Origin of the sequence: Streptomyces sp. NPDC005551 (genome assembly GCF_042871785.1) — a bacterium.
In the GTDB taxonomy this organism is placed as follows: domain Bacteria; phylum Actinomycetota; class Actinomycetes; order Streptomycetales; family Streptomycetaceae; genus Streptomyces.
On the sequence record NZ_JBIAJE010000002.1, the window covers coordinates 677,559 to 695,845 of the forward strand.

13 protein-coding genes are annotated in these 18,287 nt (G+C 73.1%); 5 read left to right on the forward strand and 8 right to left on the reverse strand.

Annotated features, from left to right (window positions below):
• Positions 1-16: 16 nt before the first annotated feature.
• Complete coding sequence (locus ACFYP4_RS07140) at positions 17-1,864, forward strand: glycoside hydrolase family 3 protein (RefSeq protein WP_358849817.1); 1,848 nt, start codon at positions 17-19, stop codon at positions 1,862-1,864.
• 148 nt (positions 1,865-2,012) lie between these two features.
• Here ACFYP4_RS07140 and ACFYP4_RS07145 read toward each other — a convergent pair whose 3' ends face one another.
• Together ACFYP4_RS07145 and ACFYP4_RS07150 are read right to left on the reverse strand one after the other, a co-directional pair.
• The gene (locus ACFYP4_RS07145) at positions 2,013-2,483 is read right to left on the reverse strand and encodes a carboxymuconolactone decarboxylase family protein (RefSeq protein WP_358849816.1); all 471 of its coding nucleotides are present in this window, start codon (positions 2,481-2,483) and stop codon (positions 2,013-2,015) included.
• Positions 2,480-3,145, reverse strand: a complete 666-nt coding sequence (locus ACFYP4_RS07150) for a class II aldolase/adducin family protein (protein WP_388783511.1) — start codon at positions 3,143-3,145, stop codon at positions 2,480-2,482. Before ACFYP4_RS07150 ends, ACFYP4_RS07145 begins: the two co-directional genes overlap by 4 nt.
• Positions 3,146-3,284: 139 nt before the next feature.
• Between ACFYP4_RS07150 and ACFYP4_RS07155 the strand changes: the two genes are divergently transcribed.
• Positions 3,285-3,674 (forward strand): MerR family transcriptional regulator, encoded by a 390-nt coding sequence (locus ACFYP4_RS07155; RefSeq protein ID WP_358849945.1) that lies wholly within the window; start codon positions 3,285-3,287, stop codon positions 3,672-3,674.
• A gap of 257 nt (positions 3,675-3,931) precedes the next feature.
• On the opposite strand, the gene ACFYP4_RS07160 is transcribed toward ACFYP4_RS07155, so the two are convergent.
• From ACFYP4_RS07160 to ACFYP4_RS07175, 4 genes are all read right to left on the reverse strand, one after another.
• Positions 3,932-5,380, reverse strand: coding sequence for a S28 family serine protease (locus tag ACFYP4_RS07160; protein WP_358849814.1), 1,449 nt, complete (start codon positions 5,378-5,380; stop codon positions 3,932-3,934).
• Between the two features lie 167 nt (positions 5,381-5,547).
• Positions 5,548-5,934 carry a hypothetical protein gene (locus ACFYP4_RS07165; protein ID WP_358849813.1) on the reverse strand — a complete coding sequence of 129 codons (387 nt, stop codon included), beginning with the start codon at positions 5,932-5,934 and terminating at the stop codon, positions 5,548-5,550.
• A 92-nt stretch (positions 5,935-6,026) separates the two neighbouring features.
• A complete protein-coding gene (locus tag ACFYP4_RS07170) occupies positions 6,027-9,779 on the reverse strand; it encodes an ABC transporter ATP-binding protein (protein WP_358849812.1) in 3,753 nt (1,250 codons plus the stop codon).
• A 134-nt stretch (positions 9,780-9,913) separates the two neighbouring features.
• Complete coding sequence (locus ACFYP4_RS07175) at positions 9,914-10,837, reverse strand: serine hydrolase (RefSeq protein WP_358849811.1); 924 nt, start codon at positions 10,835-10,837, stop codon at positions 9,914-9,916.
• 240 nt (positions 10,838-11,077) lie between these two features.
• Here ACFYP4_RS07175 and ACFYP4_RS07180 point away from each other — a divergent pair, with 240 nt between their 5' ends.
• Together ACFYP4_RS07180 and ACFYP4_RS07185 are read left to right on the forward strand one after the other, a co-directional pair.
• The gene (locus tag ACFYP4_RS07180; RefSeq protein WP_358849810.1) at positions 11,078-11,881 is read left to right on the forward strand and encodes an endonuclease; all 804 of its coding nucleotides are present in this window, start codon (positions 11,078-11,080) and stop codon (positions 11,879-11,881) included.
• A gap of 180 nt (positions 11,882-12,061) precedes the next feature.
• Positions 12,062-13,552, forward strand: coding sequence for a hypothetical protein (locus ACFYP4_RS07185; protein WP_388783518.1), 1,491 nt, complete (start codon positions 12,062-12,064; stop codon positions 13,550-13,552).
• 84 nt (positions 13,553-13,636) lie between these two features.
• Here the strand turns inward: ACFYP4_RS07185 and ACFYP4_RS07190 are convergent, their stop codons facing one another.
• On the reverse strand, positions 13,637-15,328 hold the full coding sequence (locus ACFYP4_RS07190) for a thiamine pyrophosphate-binding protein (protein ID WP_388783520.1): 1,692 nt from the start codon (positions 15,326-15,328) through the stop codon (positions 13,637-13,639).
• A complete protein-coding gene (gene speB / locus ACFYP4_RS07195) occupies positions 15,325-16,296 on the reverse strand; it encodes an agmatinase (RefSeq protein ID WP_388783523.1) in 972 nt (323 codons plus the stop codon). The genes ACFYP4_RS07190 and speB overlap by 4 nt, the downstream gene beginning before the upstream one ends.
• Positions 16,297-16,584: 288 nt before the next feature.
• On the opposite strand from speB, the gene ACFYP4_RS07200 reads away from it, so the two are divergent.
• A complete protein-coding gene (locus ACFYP4_RS07200; protein WP_388783525.1) occupies positions 16,585-18,240 on the forward strand; it encodes a PucR family transcriptional regulator ligand-binding domain-containing protein in 1,656 nt (551 codons plus the stop codon).
• Positions 18,241-18,287 lie beyond the last annotated feature (47 nt).

Here is an 18,287-nt window from a genome sequence, read left to right on the forward strand (position 1 = left end):
GGAAGTTTCCTTCATCATGGAAGGAGCGCACGTGCGCGACTCCGGCACGGGAAGCACCGCACAACCGTCCAGACGTTCCGTTCTCACCGCCACGGCGGGCGTCACCGCCGCTCTCGCCGCCGGGGGCAGCGCGTACGCCGCCGCCGGCGCACCGCACGACGACAGGAAGCTGCGGACCCTCATCTCCCGGATGACCCTGGAGGAGAAGGTCGGCCAGCTGTTCGTGATGCGGGTGTACGGTCACTCGGCCACCGCGCCCGACCAGGCCGACATCGACGCCAACCTCAAGGAGATCGGCGTCAGGACGGCCGCGGAACTGGTCGCCAGATACCGCGTCGGCGGCGTCATCTACTTCGCGTGGGCGCACAACACCCGCAGCCCGCAGCAGATCGCGGACCTGTCGGACGGCATCCAGAAGGCCTCGCTCGGGCTGCCGCGCGGGCTGCCGGTCCTCATCTCCACGGACCAGGAGCACGGGATAGTGGCACGCGTGGGCAAGCCCGCGACGCTCTTCCCCGGTGCGATGGCACTCGGGGCCGGAGGGTCGCGGGAGGACGCCCGCACGGCGGGCCGCATCGCGGGCGCGGAGCTCCGCGCGCTCGGCATCCGCCAGGACTACGCGCCGGTCGCCGACGTGAACGTGAACCCCGCCAACCCGGTCATCGGCGTACGGTCCTTCGGCGCCGATCCGGACGCGGTCGCGGGGCTGGTGGCCGCCCAGGTGAGGGGCTATCAGAGTGCCGGGGTCGCGGCGACCGCCAAGCACTTCCCCGGGCACGGGGACACCGCCGTCGACAGCCACACCGGCTTCCCGGTCATCGGGCACAGCCGCGAGCTGTGGTCCGAGCTGGACGCCGTGCCGTTCCGGGCGGCGATCCGGGCCGGCATCGACTCCATCATGACCGCGCACATCATGGTCCCCGCGCTCGACCCGGCCGGCGACCCCGCCACCCTCTCCCGTCCGATCCTCACCGGCATCCTGCGCGGCGAACTCGGCTACGACGGCGTGGTGGTGACGGACTCGCTGGGCATGGAGGGGGTCCGCACGAAGTACGGCGACGAGCGGGTCCCGGTGCTCGCGCTGAAGGCGGGCGTCGACCAGCTGCTCAATCCGCCGTCCCTGGACGTCGCGTGGAACGCGGTGCTCGCGGCCGTCCGGGGCGGCGAGCTGACGGAGGCCCGGCTCGACGAGTCGATCCTGCGCATCCTGCGACTGAAAGCCCGGCTCGGCCTCCTCAAGGACGCCTACGTCCCCGACTCCGCCGTCGAGCGCACGGTCGGCACCCCGGCCCACCTCAGGGCGGCCGACCGTATCGCGAACCGCACGACGACCCTGCTGGTGAACAAGGAGGATCTGCTCCCGCTGTCCCGGCGCACCCACGGGAACGTCCTCGTCGTGGGCGCCGACCCGGCCTCGCCGTCCGGTTCCGACGGGCCCCCGACGACCGTGCTCGCCACGGCGCTCACCGGGCTCGGCTTCTCGGCGACCGCGCTGTCCACCGGCACGGCGCCCTCGCAGGCGACCGTCGACCGGGCGGTGGCGGCGGCCGAGGGCAAGGACGCCGTGGTGGTCGGCACGTACAACGTGACGGCGACCAGCGCCCAGAAGAAGCTGGTCGCGCAGCTGACCGCGACCGGTGTCCCGGTGATCGCCGTCGCCATCCGCAACCCGTACGACGTGGCCCAGCTCCCGGACGTCGGCGCGTGTCTGGCCGCGTACTCCTGGACGGACGTCGAACTGCGCGCGGCGGCACGGGTGATCGCGGGTGCGGTGTCCCCCACCGGGAAGCTGCCGGTCCCCGTGCAGCGGGCGGACGACCCGGCGCAGGTGCTGTACCCCGTCGGGTACGGGCTGTCGTACTAGCTTGGCTCTGTCGGGGATCTTGGTGTCGTCTGCTCAGTCTCCGGCGGACCGCCAAGACCCCGGCCGGGTCCTTGGCCAGAGCCGGGCATGCCCGTTGATCACGCTGCCCCCCTCGGCGGCGAGACCGGCCGCGCCGGCACGAGGGGTGTCAGGGGGCGGTGGTCGCCAGGAGGTCGATGACGATCTCCGTACCCAAGGCGTACGCCGGGACACCCGAGGTGATGAGTGCGGTTTCGGCGACTCCGATGAGGTCGACGACGGTGGCGCCGGCGTGCAGGGCGCCCTGGGCATGGATGCGGGCGGGGTGTTCCCGGCCCAGGGACAGGAGCTGGCCGAAGTGGACGAGTTGCTGCACGCGCGCGCCGAGCGGGTTTTCGGTCAGCACGATGTGCCGCAGCGCCGCGAGTGCCTCCTCCGTGGGCAGCCGGTCGAAGTCCCGCGCCAGGCGCAGCCGGTCCCGCACACCGTCCGGAACGCCTCCGAGGGTGGAACGGTATCGGGCGCGCACCGCCTCGGCGCGCCGGGCGAGGGCGTCGTCGACGGTCGTCCCGTCGGCCGCCGCGTCGCCGGCGATCGCGTTGTCGGCCGTCATGTCGTCGGCCGTCACGTGGTCGCTCATGACGCGACCCGGGCGATCGAGGCGCGTACGGCGGCCAAGGCGCCCTCCGGGAAGTCCACGGCCCCGCCGATCGCCGCCGCCGCGATCTCCGCCTCGGCGCTCTCCTCGATGGCCACCACGAGGTGGGCGGTCCCCACCGAGTCCGGACCGAAAACGATGAGGCCGTGGTTGGCCAGCAGGGCCGCCGAGGTCGTGGGGCGCTGTTCCAGGACATCGACGATGCCGCGCACGGACACGTCGGACCCGCGCGGGCCCCAAGGCACCACCGGGACCTCCTCGGGCTGCCCGAAGCGCAGCATCGGCTCGGTCCGGCACGGCAGCGGCCGGTGGGCGACGGCGAAGGCCGTCGCGGAGGGCGAGTGGGTGTGGATGACGGCGCCCACGTGCGGGCGGGCACGGTAGACGGCGCTGTGCATGGAGATGATCTCGGCGCTGACGGACCGCAGCTCTCCTTCCAGGACCCGTCCGTCGAGGCTGACGGCCGCCAGGTCCTCGGGGCGCAGCCCGCGGACGAATCCCGGCGTCAGCAGGAAGCTGTCGGCGTCGAGCCGAGCGCTGAGGTTGGCGTGCCCCGAATGGGACATCACCCCCGCCGTGAAGAGCGCCTCCGCCGCTGCGACCAGCTCGTTCGCTCGTTCGTTCGCCACCTGCGTGGTTGCCATCCGGCACCTCCGAAGTCCACTGCCGACGGCTCTCGATCGCCGCCGTGCTCGCGTACCTCACTCTTCAACTTAAACTTGGGTTCAAGTCAAGCGGCCGGTGGCCGGAGCGGGCGGGAACGAGAGGAACGGCTGCGTGCGCATGACCATCGGACAGCTCGCGGAGATCACCGGGGTGCCTGCGTCGGCCATCCGGTTCTGGGAACGCCACGGTTTGCTGCCCACGCCCGAGCGCAAGAGCGGGCAGCGGCGCTACCCGCCGGAGGCCGCGCAGCGGATCGTGGTCCTGCGCAAGTGCCAGCAGGCGGGGCTGACCCTGGCGGAGATCGGCGAGTTCCAGGGGGACCAACCGCGCAGGCAGGCCATGATCCGCGCGAAGATCGCCGAGGTCGAGCAGCGCGTGATCGACCTCGGCCACGCCCATCAGCTCCTGGTCCACGCCCTGCAGTGCGGCGAGGCGGACATCGTCGGTTGCCCCAAGTTCCGCGAGCAGATGGCCGCCTGGGAGACGAGCGCCCCGGCCGCGCCGTAGTCCCGGCCCACAAGACCTCTGTTTGCACCACCTCGCAACAGGCCCGGACGCGCGTGCAACTCCAGCCGGAACCCGCCCCGGCACCCGGCTGTGGGTGACGGCGTTCGCGGCGAACCCGGCGGCGATGGCGCGGGGCGCGTCCAGGAGGCCCCCACCGGACTGCCCGACCGCCGCCCGGCACAGGTCCGGTCCGACGGGGCGCCGGACCGGGGTGCCGCGTCCGCCCGTCGCGTGGGCGGGCGGACGCGGCGCGGGTGTTACGGCCGCAGCGCGGGCTCGCGCTCGACGTCCCGCCTGTCCAGCCTGGCGTCGAACCTCGCCAGCGGCTTCGCCTCCGACGGGTCCGCCCGGACGGCCGCCGAGGCGACTCCCGCCCAGTTGAGGATGCGCGCGGTGGCGAACGCCTTCTCGTCGGCGACGAGACCCGCCACGTTGGCACCGTGGTTCAGCCCCGGGGCCGTCATGACGTACGCGTCACGCGCGCCCGCCCCGAGCCGGAAGCGCTCGGCACCCCACGGGTCGTTCTCGCCGTAGACGAACAGCATGTGGCGGGCGTTGTGCCGCACCCAGGTGTCGACGTCGCGCATCGCCCACGGCTGGAACCTCATGGAGATGTCGCGCGGCACGAAGTTGCGCGGGGGCTGGTACCCGTAGCGGATGAACTTCTTCTCGATGTACGGGAAGTGGATCGTGGGCGCTCCGAGCTGCGTACCGGCCTGGTAGTAGTACGGCGTGTACGTGGTCAGGCCCTGGTCCGTGTAGGCGGAGAAGCCGGAGATCGTGTCCACGGAGGTCCAGATCTCGTCGTCGGTGGCGTGCGCCGCGTCCGCGGGGATGTCGTCGCAGTCGGACAGCAGGCTGTACTGCCAGAAGCCCCAGACGTAGTCGAGGACGACCGCCTCGTACGCCCGGTCCAGGCCGCCGATGGTGGTGAAGGTGTAGCCCTCGGCGGCCGCCAGGTCCGCGTACTTCTTCTCCAGCGGCTCGCGGCGGACGAGCGCCTCGCGCTGCACCGCGTTCAGGCGGTCGCGGCACTCCTTGGTGCCGACGTTCTCGAAGAAGCGGTCGTAGGCGGAGTCCTCGTGGTTGACCACGTCGTTCGGGGCGACGTACGCGACGACGCCGTCCATGTCGTGCGGGTAGAAGCGCTCGTAGTACGTGGCGGTCATGCCGCCCTTGGAGCCGCCCGTGGACAGCCACTTCTTGCCGTAGAGCGGCTTGAGGGCCTTGAAGATGCGGTGCTGGTCGCTGGCGGCCTGCCAGATGTCCAGCTTGCTCCAGTCGGCCGGGGCGGGACGGGACGGCGTGAAGAAGCGGTACTCCATCGAGACCTGGTTGCCGTCGACGATCTGGGTCGGCTCGCGGCGGCTCGGGTTCGTGGAGACGTTGTAGCCGCCGGTGTAGAAGACCGTCGGACGCGAGGTGTCCTTGTGCAGCACGGTGACGCGCTGCTGGAACGTGCCCCTGGACGGGTGCCGGTGGTCGACGGGCTGGGTGTACGTGAGAACGAAGAAGCGGTACCCGGTGTACGGCTTCTCCTCGACCAGGCTCATGCCGGGTATCGCGAGCAGCTGGTCCTTGATGTCCTCACCGGTGGTGCCGGTGGTGGCGGTGGCCTCCGGCTGGGCGGCGGTGGCCGCCCCGGCCGTGCTCAACGTGCCGATCAGCACCGTGAGCGCCAGCAGCCATCTGAGCGCCTTGCGCATGCACCCTCCCCTGGGAAATACGCGGATGTCCGCCGGAACCTAGCGGAGCAACACCCGGTGCACCAGGGGATGTTGGGGCGGCCTGCCGGAATTGTCGCGGATCGGACCCTATCGGCCCACGCATCGGGGCCGGAGCGGTCCCCCGTGGGCGGGGGTCCGGGGCCGGTTCAGCACAGGATCCAGCCCGAGCTCACCGAGCCCGTGCCGACGGAGCCCTTGACCCACACGCAGCGGCGTCCGGCGTGCACGGTCACCGGACCGGCGTGGTGCGTGTAGCGCCCCCGGTCGGCGACGGGCCGGCTGCCGCGCGCCTGCACGCTCACCGACATCGACTTGGCGGCGCCCCGCTTCTTGGGGAACGTCACCGCGCACACGTAGCCGCTCCGCTTGTAGACCTGCACGGAGCCGGTGGCGAAGGGCAGCGTCCGGACCTTGCGCCCGGAGCAGTAGGAGGCGGCCTCCGCGCTGCCCGGGACGGCGAGGGCGAGCAGCCCGGACGCGGTCAGCACGGCCGTGCCGAGCGCCAGCCGCCGGCGTATCGCACCACTGTCCACTGTCGTCCCTCCCGCAGCCATCAGCGTACTGGTGTACGGACGCAGGACCTACGTCGGATGGTTGCGCGGCCGGGAGCCCCGGTACCGCCGGGTCAGGCCGTGGAGCGGACCGGCTTCCCGGACTCCGCCTCCCCGGACTCCGGCGTGCCGGTGAAGGTGCGCCACAGCTCGGCGTACCGCCCGTCCAGCCGCAGGAGTTCCTCGTGGGTGCCGTCCTCGGCGACCTGCCCGTGGTCCATCACCACGACCCGGTCGGCGCGGGCGGCCGTGGTCAGCCGGTGGGCCACGACCAGGGTCGTACGACGGCCCGCGATCCGGTCGGTCGCCTGGTTGACCAGGGCCTCGGTGGCCAGGTCCAGCGCGGCGGTGGCCTCGTCGAGGAGCAGGACGTCCGGGTCGACGAGTTCGGCCCGGGCGAGCGCGATCAGCTGGCGCTGGCCCGCCGACAGGTTGCGGCCGCGTTCGGCGACCTCGTGCAGATAGCCTCCGTCGAGCGTGGCGATCATGTCGTGCGCGCCGACCGCGCGGGCCGCGGCCTCGACCTCGGCGTCGGTGGCGCCGGGACGGCCGTAGGCGATGGCGTCGCGGACCGTGCCCTGGAAGAGGTACGCCTCCTGCGGGACGACTCCCAGCCGGTGGCGGTAGGAGGTGAGGTCGAGGGCGCGCAGGTCGGTGCCGTCCACCGTGACGCGCCCGCCCGTCGGGTCGTAGAAGCGGGCCACCAGCTTCACCAGGGTCGACTTGCCCGCGCCGGTCTCGCCGACGAAGGCGACGGTCTGGCCTGCGGGAATGGCCAGCGTGACGCCGGTCAGGGCCTCCTCGTCGTCGCCGTAGGCGAAGTCGACGTCCTCGAAGGCGATCTCTCCGCGCAGGGACGGGACTTCTAGCGGTTCGGCGGCGGTCTTCGTGGAGGTCGGCTCGCGGAGCAGCTCCTGGATGCGGCCGAGCGAGACGGTCGCCTGCTGGTAGCCGTCGAAGACCTGGGAGAGCTGCTGCACGGGCGCGAAGAACAGGTCGATGTACAGCAGGTAGGCGACCAGGGCGCCGGTCGTCAGCGTGCCCGCGTCCACGCGGCGGGCGCCCACGATCAGGACGGCCGCCGCGGCCACCGAGGACAGCAGCTGCACGAACGGGAAGTACACGGAGATCAGCCGCTGTCCGCGGATGCGCGCCTGCCGGTAGCTGTCGCTGCCGTCCGCGAACCGCTTCCGGCCGCTCTCCTCGCGCCGGAAGGCCTGGAGGATCCGCAGCCCGGAGACGGACTCCTGGAGGTCGGCGTTGACCACCGAGACGCGCTCGCGGGCGAGTTCGTACGCCCTCACGCTCGCCCGGCGGAAGAAGAAGGTGCCGACGACCAGCGGCGGCAGCGTCGCGAAGACCACCAGGGCCAGCTGCACGTCGATCACCAGCAGCGCGCCCATGATGCCGAAGAAGGTGACGACGGAGACGAAGGCGGTGACCAGGCCGGTCTGCAGGAAGGTGGACAGCGCGTCCACGTCCGTCGTCATCCGGGTCATGATCCGGCCGGTCAGCTCGCGCTCGTAGTAGTCGAGCCCGAGCCGCTGGAGCTGCGCGAAGATCTTCAGCCGGAGCGAGTAGAGGACCCGCTCGCCCGTGCGCCCGGTCATCCGGGTCTCGGCGATCTGCGCCGCCCACTGGACGAGCACGGTGAGCAGGGCGAGCGCGGCGGCCGTCCACACGGCGCCGCGGGCGAGCCGCGAGACTCCCTCGTCGATGCCGTGCCGGATCAGCACCGGCAGCAGCAGTCCCATGCCCGCGTCGACGGCGACGAGGCCGAGGCTCACCAGCAGGGGCAGCCCGAAGCCGCGCAGCAGCCGGCGCAGCCCGTACGACTCCTCGGGCGTGACCGCGCGCGCCTCGTCGATGCCGGGGGTGTCGGTGGCCGGGGGCAGCGCCTCGACCTGCGCCAGGAGTCCGGGGGTGGCGGGCATCCCGGCGATCGCGTGGTCCTTCGGCTCGCGGTCGCCGGTCCACAGGTGCGGGGTGACGCCCCGTTCGGCGTCGAACTCCGCGTCCAGCTCGTCGCGTACGGAGGTGTCCTCCCGCACGGCGGCGGGCCCGGCGTGGCCGGGTGAGACACCGCCGAGTTCGTCCGGGTCGGTGAGCAGCCGCCGGTACAGGGCCGAGCGCTTCTGGAGCTCCTCGTGCGTGCCGAGGTCGGCGAGCCGTCCGCCGTCGAGCACGGCGATGCGGTCGGCGAGGTTGAGGGTGGAGCGGCGGTGGGCGATGAGGAGGGTGGTGCGGCCCCGCATGACGTGCGCGAGGGCCTCGTGGATCTCGTGCTCGACCCGGGCGTCCACGGCGGAGGTGGCGTCGTCGAGGACGAGCAGCCGCGGGTCGGTGAGGAGGGCGCGGGCGAGGGCCATCCGCTGGCGCTGGCCGCCGGAGAGGGTCAGTCCGTGCTCGCCGACGGTGGTGTCGTACCCGTCCGGCAGCTCGGCGATGAAGCGGTCGGCCTGGGCGGCGCGGGCCGCGGCCTCGATCTCCTCCCGGGTGGCGTCGGGGCGGCCGTAGGCGATGTTGGCGCGGACGGTGTCGGAGAAGAGGAAGGAGTCCTCGGGGACCAGTCCGATCGCGGCGCGCAGCGACTCCTGCGTCAGCTCGCGGACGTCGTGGCCGCCGACGAGGACGGCGCCGCGCGTCACGTCGTAGAAGCGCGGCAGCAGCAGCGAGACCGTGGACTTGCCGGACCCGGAGGAGCCGACGACGGCGAGGGTCTCGCCGGCGCGGATCTCGAAGGAGAGGCCGTCGAGGACGGGGCGCCCCTCCTCGTAGCCGAAGGACACGTCGTCGAACTCGACGGTGGCGGGCGCGTCGGCGGGCAGCGTCTTCGTGCCGTCCTCGATGGACGGCTCGGTGTCGATCAGCTCCAGGACGCGCTCGGCGCCGGCGCGGGCCTGCTGTCCGACGGTGAGGACCACGGCGAGCATCCGTACGGGGCCGACGAGCTGGGCGAGGTAGGACGAGAACGCGACGAAGGTGCCCAGGGTGATCTGTCCGCGCACCGCGAGCAGACCGCCGAGGGCGAGCATCGCGACCTGGCCGAGGGCGGGCACGGCCTGGAGCGCCGGGGTGTACCGGGAGTTGAGCCTGATGGTGCGCATCCGGCCGGCGAAGAGCCTGCGCCCCACCTCCCGCAGCTTCCCGGTCTCCTGGTCCTCCTGGCCGAAGCCCTTCACCACCCGGACGCCGCTGACGGCGCCGTCGACCACCCCGGCGACGGCGGCGGCCTGGGCCTGCGCGTACCAGGTGGCGGGGTGCAGCCTGGTGCGGCTGCGCCTGGCGACGAACCAGAGGGCGGGGGCGACGGCGAGCGCGACGCCGGTGAGCGGCAGGGACAGCGCGGCCATGATCCCGAGCGAGATCAGGAAGAGCAGGATGTTGCCGATGGTCATGGGCAGCATGAAGAGCAGGCCCTGGATCAGCTGGAGGTCGCTGGTGGCGCGTCCCACGACCTGTCCGGTGGACAGCTCGTCCTGACGCCGGCCGTCGAGCCGGGTGATCGTCCCGTACATGTCGGTGCGCAGGTCGTGCTGGACGTGCAGGGCGAGCCTGCCGCCGTAGTAGCGCCGGATGTACGTCATCACGTAGACGAGGACGGCGGCACCGATCAGGGCGCCCGCCCAGGGGGCCATGTCCCTGGTGTGGTCCCCCACGACGTCGTCGATGATCACCTTGGTGACGAGCGGTACCAATGCCATGACGGCCATGCCGCCGAGGGAGGAGCCGAGCGCGAGCACGACGTCCTTGGGGTAGCGCCAGGCGTACCCGGCCAGTCGCCGCACCCAGCCGGGCTCGCCCGCCCCGCCCTGTTCCGCTGCCACGCAGATGCCTTCCGTAGATCCGCTTCCACCGGAAGGCACCAACGCGGATCGGAGCGGATTTCATCCCTCCGCAACATTTCCCGTCCCGGCGGCGCGCGGCACGCGCACCGCCGGGCGGCGGGAAGGCGCGGGCGTCAGCCGCCGGACGGGACCGCCGGGAAGGCCTCCCGCGGGGTGTCCGTCGGCGTGTAGCGCTGCGCGGCGGCGGCGGTCGGCACCAGGTCCTTGTGGATGGCCCTGGCCACGCCCTGGATGGTGGCGACGCCGTAGTCCATGGTGCTGTTTCCGTGGGTGAGGACCGAGATCGTGTAGTCGTGTCCCGCGCCGTCGAAGGTGCCGACGCTGTGGACGCGCCAGCCGTACGTGGACCGCGACAGCCAGCCGTTCTTGACGTGCACGGCCACCGAGGAGGGGGCGCCTGCCGGGGTGCCCCAGCGCTGCGAGGAGACGACCTTGCCCATCAGCTTCAGGACGTAGGCGCGGGAGTTGTCGCTCAGCACGGAGTTCTTGGCGGTGAGCAGCGCGAGCAGCTTCTGTTCGTCGCGCACGGTGATCTGGGTCAGGCCCCAGTAGCCGTCGGCGCCGGGCTTGGTCTGGGTCATGCCGGCGGCGGTGAGGAAGCCCTTGATCTTCGTCGTGCCGAGCTGGCGCCACAGGGTGCTGGTGGCCGCGTTGTCCGACTGGGTGATCATGGCCGTGGCGAGGTCGGCCTCGCGGTCCGTGAGGTAGCGGTTGTGCTTCTTGGCGTCCCACAGCAGCGTGGCGAGCACGGTCACCTTGACGACGCTGGCGGAGTCGAAGGCGGACGTGCTCCGCAGGGTGCAGGTGGTGCCGGTCGTACGGTCGCGGAGCCCGACGGCGATGGCGCCCTTGCGGCCGGCCAGCGCGGCCGTGATGTCGCGCTGGAGCTTCTCGGCCAGGCCGGCCCGGTCCGACGTGCAGGTGACCTGCGCCGGCGCGGCGGCGGCCGGCGTGGCGGCGGCGGCCAGCGGTACGAGCACGCCGATGCCGAGGCCGGCCGCGAGCACGCGGGCGCGCCCGGATATCCGGTGAGTCATGAAGGCTTCCCATCCCATGAGGCGATACGAGTGCGCCCCCTGCACACTCGCCCCCCTTGACCACGCAGGGGTGCGAAAAGTTGTACGAGCCGCGCAGAGCGGGCGGTCGCGCGGTGGCCGGAGGGGACCTGCCCGGTTCCGACACACAACGGACACAGCTCGTTCACCCCATGAAGCGCATGTCCATGTCACGCTCCCGATTGCCCGCTCAATCAACCCGCGTAGATCGGACGTCCCCACATGCCCGCCACGCACATTCGCCGCTGGAAGACGCTGGCGCTGTCCACCTCCGCCGTGCTCGTGGCGCTCACCGTGCCGACGGTGACCGCCTCCCCCGCGAGCGCCACGACGACGGCGTACGACACCACGTACTACAAGAACGCGGTCGGCAAGACCGGTTCGAGCCTCAAGTCCTCGCTGCACACCATCATCAGCAGCCAGAGCAAGATCTCGTACTCCGCGGTCTGGAACGCGCTCAAGGTCACCGACCAGGACCCGGGCAACAGCAACAACGTGATCCTGCTGTACAGCGGAGTCTCGCGCGCCAAGTCCCTCAACGGCGGCGACCTCGGTGACTGGAACCGCGAGCACACATGGGCCAAGTCCCACGGCGACTTCGGCGAGGTGACCGGTCCCGGCACGGACCTGCACCACCTGCGCCCCGCGGACGTCCAGGTCAACAGCATCCGCGGCAACAAGGACTTCGACAACGGCGGCAGCACGGTCAGCGGCGGGGGCGGCAGCCTCACCGACTCCGACTCCTTCGAGCCGCGCGACGCGGACAAGGGCGACGTGGCCCGCATGATCCTCTACATGGCCGTGCGCTACGACGGCGGCGACGGCTTCGCCGACCTCGAACCCAACGAGAGCGTCAGCAACGGCAGCAGCCCCTACATCGGCAGGCTCGCCGTGCTCAAGCAGTGGAACGACGAGGACCCGCCGAGCGCCTTCGAGGAGAAGCGCAACCAGGTCATCTACGACACCTACCAGCACAACCGCAACCCGTTCATCGACCACCCGGAATGGGTCGAGGCGATCTGGTAGCCGACGTAGCCGCCTGAACTCCCTCAGTGACAAGGGGAGTTCAGGCGGCTCAGGTGTCCCCCGGCCACCGGCAGGTGACGGAGGAATGGCCTCAGGGCGTACAACCAGTGACGCCCCGCCCGAGTCGCACTCCCTGGACGCGTCGGACCACCGCGTCCCAGGAACGACGAAAGGCACCCGATGTCACGAGCACGACGCAGGACCCGCTCCGCACGCCTGACCGCGCCCCTGGCCGCCGTCACGCTGCTGGCCGGCGGGATCGGCACCTGGGCCCTGACCGGTGCCTCCGCCCAGGCCGCCACCGGATCGGCGGGCGCCCGGAACGACTTCAACGGGGACGGCTACGCCGACCTCGTCGTCGGTGCCCCGGCCGCGACGGTGTCGAGCCAGGCCAGGGCGGGCTACGTGGCCGTCATGTACGGCTCCGCCGACGGCGCGTCCGCCGCGCACAAGAAGATCGTCAGCCGCTCCACCAGCGGGGTCCCCGGCGCCGCCACCGCCAACCAGCGGTTCGGTGCGGCCTTCACCAAGGGCGACCTGGACAAGGACGGCTTCGGCGACCTCGTGATATCCGGCGGCACGGCGGGCTCGGTCGTCCTGTGGGGCTCCGCCGCCGGCCTCACCGGCGGCACCGCCCTCGCCGGGTACGGAGCCGCGCCCCAGGCCGGTGACTTCGACGGCGACGGCACCACCGACCTCGCCCTGTTCGCCGCGCAGTCCGTCGGGGGCGACGACCCCCAGGGCGCGCCCGCCGCCCTGTGGAAGGGGCCGCTCTCCCGTGCCGGGAAGCCCGCCGCCGTGGTGAACATCCTGGACAAGGCCGGATGGTGGGGCTACGAGGAGGACGACGCCGCGTGCGCCACCGGCGCCGGCTGCGAGGACGGCCCCTCGTCGATCACCGGCCCCGTGTCCTCCGGCCAGGTGGGCGACATCAACGGCGACGGCAGGGACGACCTCGTGCAGTGGCGCTACGAGGGTGACGGCGTGTGGGGCAACCGCCTGCTGTACGGCGGCACTTCGGGCTTCGTCAAGGGCCGGTCCCCCGGGGAGGACACCAGCCGCGAAGGCGTGGGCACCGGCGTCGGGGACATCGACCACGACGGCTACGACGACGTCGTGGTCGGCGTCGGCGGCTGGAACCACAAGGTGCAGGTCGCGTTCGGCTCGGCCTCCGGCCTGTCCGAGACGCGGGTGCAGACCTTCGACCAGGACCTGCCCGGCTTTCCCGGCGCCGAGGAGGAGGAAGACGGACTCGGCACCTCCGTCTCCGTCGCCGACGTCACGGGTGACGGTTACGCGGACATCGCGCTCGGCATCGCGGGCGAGGACGTGGCCGGTGTCGTCGACGCCGGCTCGGTCGCGCTGGTCCACGGCGGCCCGACCGGCGTCACGGGCGCCGGCACGCAGGTCTTCCACCAGGACACCGCAGGTGTGCCCGGAGTCGCCGAGACGGACGACCGGTTCGGCGTGAGCACCGCGCTGCTGGACGTCGACGGCAACGGCCGTGCCGACCTCGCCGCGTCCTCCACGGCCGAGAACGCCTCCGCCGGCGCCGTCTGGATCCTGCGCGGCACCACGACCGGCCTGACCACCACGTCCGCCCTCGCGTTCGGCCCGAGGACGATCTCGGCCCCGTACACGAAGGCCCTGTTCGGCTCGTCCCTGCGCTGACCGGCCCCGCCGGACAGGGAAGCGCCGGGGAGTGCGGACGCCACGCTCCCCGGCGCTTCCCCGTTCCCGCCCCGCCGGCCCGGGTCAGCCCAGATGCGTCGGCGCGAACATCCGCAGCACCGCCGGGAGCACCACCACCGAGGGACCGGGTGCCGCGAGCGCCGTCGCGAGGTCCGCCTCCAGCGTCGCGGGGCTCGTCCGCACGCCCGGGACGCCGAAGGACTCGGCGAGCGCGACGAAGTCGGGGCGGGCCAGCTCCGTGGCCCCGGCCGTGGGCTCTCCGAACGCGTCCGTCATGTAAGCGCGCAGGATGCCGTAGCCGCCGTCGTCGACGATCAGCCAGGTGACGTCCAGGCCGTACTGTTTCGCCGTGGCCAGCTCGGCGATCGAGTACAGGGCGCCGCCGTCACCGGAGACCGCGAGGACCGGCCGGGTCGGGTCGGCCGCCGCCGCACCCAGCGCCGCCGGGAATCCGTAGCCGAGGCCGCCCGAACCCTGCGCCGAGTGCATGGTGTTGGGCCGGCGGGCGTCGAAGGCCGACCAGGCCCAGTAGGCCAGGATCGTCATGTCCCAGAAGGACGGGGAGTCGTCCGGCAGGGCCCGGCGCACGGACGCCAGCACGTCCTGCTCCAGGGTGAGTTTTTGGGCGGCGATGCGCTCGCCGACCTTCTCCAGCACGCCGCGCACCCGGTCGGGGGCCGTCGGGTCGGTGCGCGCGTCCACCGTCTCCAGCAGCGCCGACAGCGCCAGGCGGGCGTCGGCGTGGATGCCCAGGGCGGGGTGGTTGGCCTCCAGCTTGCCGAGGTCCGCCTCGATCTGGACGACCCGGCCGCGGGGCTTGAACGTGTGGTAGTTCGAGGACAGTTCACCGAGGCCCGAGCCGACGACCAGCAGGACGTCCGCGTCCTCCAGGAAGTCGGTGGTGTGCCGGTCCTCCAGCCAGGACCGGAGCGAGAGGGGGTGCGTCCAGGGGAAGGCGCCCTTGCCGCCGAAGGTGGTGACGACCGGCGCGTTCAGCCTCTCCGCCAGCGCTCTCAGCTTCCCGGACGCGTCCGCCCGTACGACGCCGCCGCCCGCGATGATCGCCGGGCGCTTCGCACGGGACAGCAGGTCGGCGGCCAGCGCCGTCAGCTCGGGGCGCGGGACGACGTCCTCGGGCGTCGCGTCCATCGCGGTCACCACGGGCAGGCGGGCCTCGGCCAGCAGCACGTCCTGCGGGATCTCCACCCACACCGGGCCGTGCGGTGCCGTCAGCGCCGACTCCCATGCCGCGGCGATCGCCGACGGGATCTGCGACTGCGTACGGACCGTGTGCACGGACTTCACCACGCCCCGGAACGAGGCCTGCTGGTCGGTGAGTTCGTGCAGATAGCCGCGGCGGCCGCCGCCCAGTCCCGCGGCCGGGACCTGGCTGCCGATCGCGAGGACGGGGGCGGAGGCGGCGGCCGCCTCCTGGAGCGCGGCCAGCGAGGTCAGCGCGCCGGGGCCCGTCGACAGCAGCAGCGGTGCCGCCTCGCCCGTGATCCGGCCGTACGCGTCCGCCGCGAATGCCGCGTTGTTCTCGACGCGCAGCCCCACGTAGCGCAGGGACGAGCGGCGCAGGGCGTCGAAGATGCCCAGCGCGTGCTGGCCGGGCAGTCCGAAGACGGTCGTCGCGCCGAGGCCGGCGAGGGTCTCCACGACCAGGTCCCCGCCGATGCGGCCCGGCGGAGGGTTCAGCGCCGCCTCGGTCTGCGCCGCGGTCGGCCGCAGGTCCTGGTCGTGGTCGTGGGTCACTTCGCCGCCTTCTCCTGGGCGATCTGGCGGGCCATGGTCGTCGTCAGCTCGTACGCCGTGTGGGACGCGGCGACCGCCGTGATCTCGGCGTGGTCGTAGGCGGGTGCGACCTCGACGACGTCCGCGGAGACCAGGTGGCAGGACGACAGGCCGCGCAGGATCTCCAGCAGCTCGCGCGAGGTCATGCCGCCGGCCTCGGGGGTGCCGGTGCCGGGGGCGTGCGCCGGGTCGAGGCAGTCGATGTCGATGGAGATGTACAGCGGGCGGTCCCCGATGCGCTGGCGCAACTGGTCGGCGACCTCGTCGGCACCGCGGCGGTAGATGTCCGCCGAGGTGACGATGCCGAAGCCCATCTTCTCGTCGTCGGTCAGGTCCTGCTTGCCGTACAGCGGGCCGCGGGTGCCGACGTGGGAGAGCGCCTCGGTGTCGAGGATGCCCTCCTCGACGGCCCGGCGGAACGGGGTGCCGTGCGTGTACTCGGCGCCGAAGTAGGTGTCCCAGGTGTCCAGGTGGGCGTCGAAGTGGAGCAGGGCGACCGGGCCGTGCTTCTTGGCGACCGAGCGCAGCAGCGGCAGCGCGATGGTGTGGTCGCCGCCGAGGGTCATCAGGCGGGCGCCGGTGCCGAGCAGCTCGTCCGCCGCCGCCTCGACGCTCTCCACGGCCTCGTTGATGTTGAACGGGTTCGCGGCGATGTCGCCGGCGTCGGCGACCTGCGCGAGGGCGAAGGGCGAGGCGTCCTGCGCCGGGTTGTAGGGGCGCAGGAGCCGCGACGCCTCGCGGATCGCGTTGCCGCCGAAGCGGGCGCCCGGCCGGTAGGAGACACCCGAGTCGAACGGGACGCCGACCACGGCGACGTCGGCCGAGCCGACCTCGTCGAGGCGCGGCAGCCGGGCGAAGGTCGCGGGTCCGGCGTACCGCGGGATGCGGGAGGAGTCGACGGGCCCGCGGGGCGTCTCGGTGCTGCTCATGGTGAGGTGCTCTCTTTCCTACGCTTCGTCGCGTATGTACAACGGATACGACTCTACTGGGGATCCCGCCCCGGTTCGGACAAGGGTTCGGAGCCACGCGCACCCGCCGGCGGCGTGCCGTACGGCGGGGACGCGGCCGGTGGTGCGGCGCCCGCTCGCGGTGACGTCCCGCCCGCGCCCGCGGCTGCCGACGGCTGCCCGACGGCTCCGACCCTAGGTGGCCCGAGAGCGACTGCGAAGTGTACTTTTCATCCACCGAACCCGCTCCGGATGGAGGAAACGTCCACCATGCCGGACCCGTCCGCCCCGCCCGTCCCGCCGACCCCGCCGGTGCCGCTCGGCGCGCTCCTCGCCCGGGACGACCTGGGACTGCGCCAGATCGCGGGCCCGGCCGCCCCCGGCACCGCGATCCACTGGGCCCACACCTCGGAGATGGCCGACCCGTACCCGTATCTGCTGGGCGGTGAGCTGCTGCTGACCGCGGGGGTGCACGTCCCGGACGATGCGGAGCCCGGTGCCTACTTCGACGGCTACGTGTCGCGGATCGTCGCCGCGGGCGGGGCGGCGCTCGGCTTCGGTCTCGCGCCGGTGCACGACAGGGTCCCGCGGGCGCTCGTCGCCGCCTGCGACACGTACGCCCTGCCGCTGCTGGAGGTCCCGCCGCAGACCACGTTCTCGGGCGTGGCCCGCGCGGTGTGGCAGCTGATGGCCCGGGCCCGCCTCGCGGAACTGCGCCGCGTCACGGAGGCCCAGCAGAGCCTCGCCGCGGCCGCCGCCCGGCCCGACCCGGTCCCGGCGGTGCTGCGCCGGCTGGCCCGGTGGGTGGGCGGCCTGGCCACCCTGTACGGCCCCGACGGCCGCCTGCTCACGTCGGCGGGCCGCCTCCCGGAACCCGGGCCCGGGCACCCGGACCCGCCCCGGACCCCCGCGCCGGACGGACCCCGCACGGCACCCGGCTCCGGCCGGACCCCACCGACGGCCGCGACGTCCGCGACGGCCCGGACGCCCGCCGGGACACCGCGGACGCCCGCCGGCCCGGAAGCGCTCCCCTCGCCGGACCGCGGAGCCGTGCGGGCGCTCGGGGAGCTGGTGCGGGTGGTCGGGGGCGGCGGGGGCGGGAGTTCGCCCGGGCCCGCGTCCGCCACCGACACCGTCAAAGGTGTCCATCTCGCCGCCTACGCGCTCGGCGCGGGCCGGGGCTTCGTCCTCGGGGTCGCCGGCCCCCGGCGTGCCCCGGGCGACCACACCATCGCCTCCGTGGCCGCGGTCCTGCTGTCCCTGCTCACCGGGGAGCACCTCAGCGGGACCGGGGCGGCCCGCTCGGCGGCGCTGGTGCGGCTGCTGCTGGGGGCGTCCCCCGAGGACGTGGCGCCGCTGCTGGGCGGCGGGCGCCGGCTCGTCGTGCACGCCGTCCCCGCCGGGGACACCCCGGCACCGGACGCCGTCGCGGCGTCCGCGCTCGGCGCCGCGCTCGGTTCCGCGCTCGTCGACGTGCGCGACGGCGTCGTCCGCGTCCTCGTCCCCGCCGACCGCGAACCGGCCGTCCAGGCGGGCTGGATCTGCGGGGTGAGCGCCCCCGCGGACCCGCCCGCCTGGACGGCGGCCGACGCCCAGGCCGCCCGCGCCCTGGCCCGCGCCAGGGCCACCCGCACGGCCCTGGTGCGCCACGGGGAGCGCCCCGCGCTCGCGGACCTGATCCCCGCGGCCGACGCCCGGGCGCACGCACAGGCCCTGCTCGCCCCCATCGCCGCGACCCCCGCCCTCACCGAGACCCTGCGCACCTGGCTCTCCCTGCACGGGAGCTGGGACCGCACGGCGGTCGCGCTGTCCGTGCACCGCAACACCGTGCGCCAGCGCGTCACGCGGTGCGCGGCCCTGCTGGCGGCGGACCTCGACGACCCCGACGTACGGATGGAGCTGTGGTTCGCGCTGCGGGAGGGGTGACGGAGGAGGTCACCGGGTCGCGCGGCGAGTGACGCACGTCCCAGGGT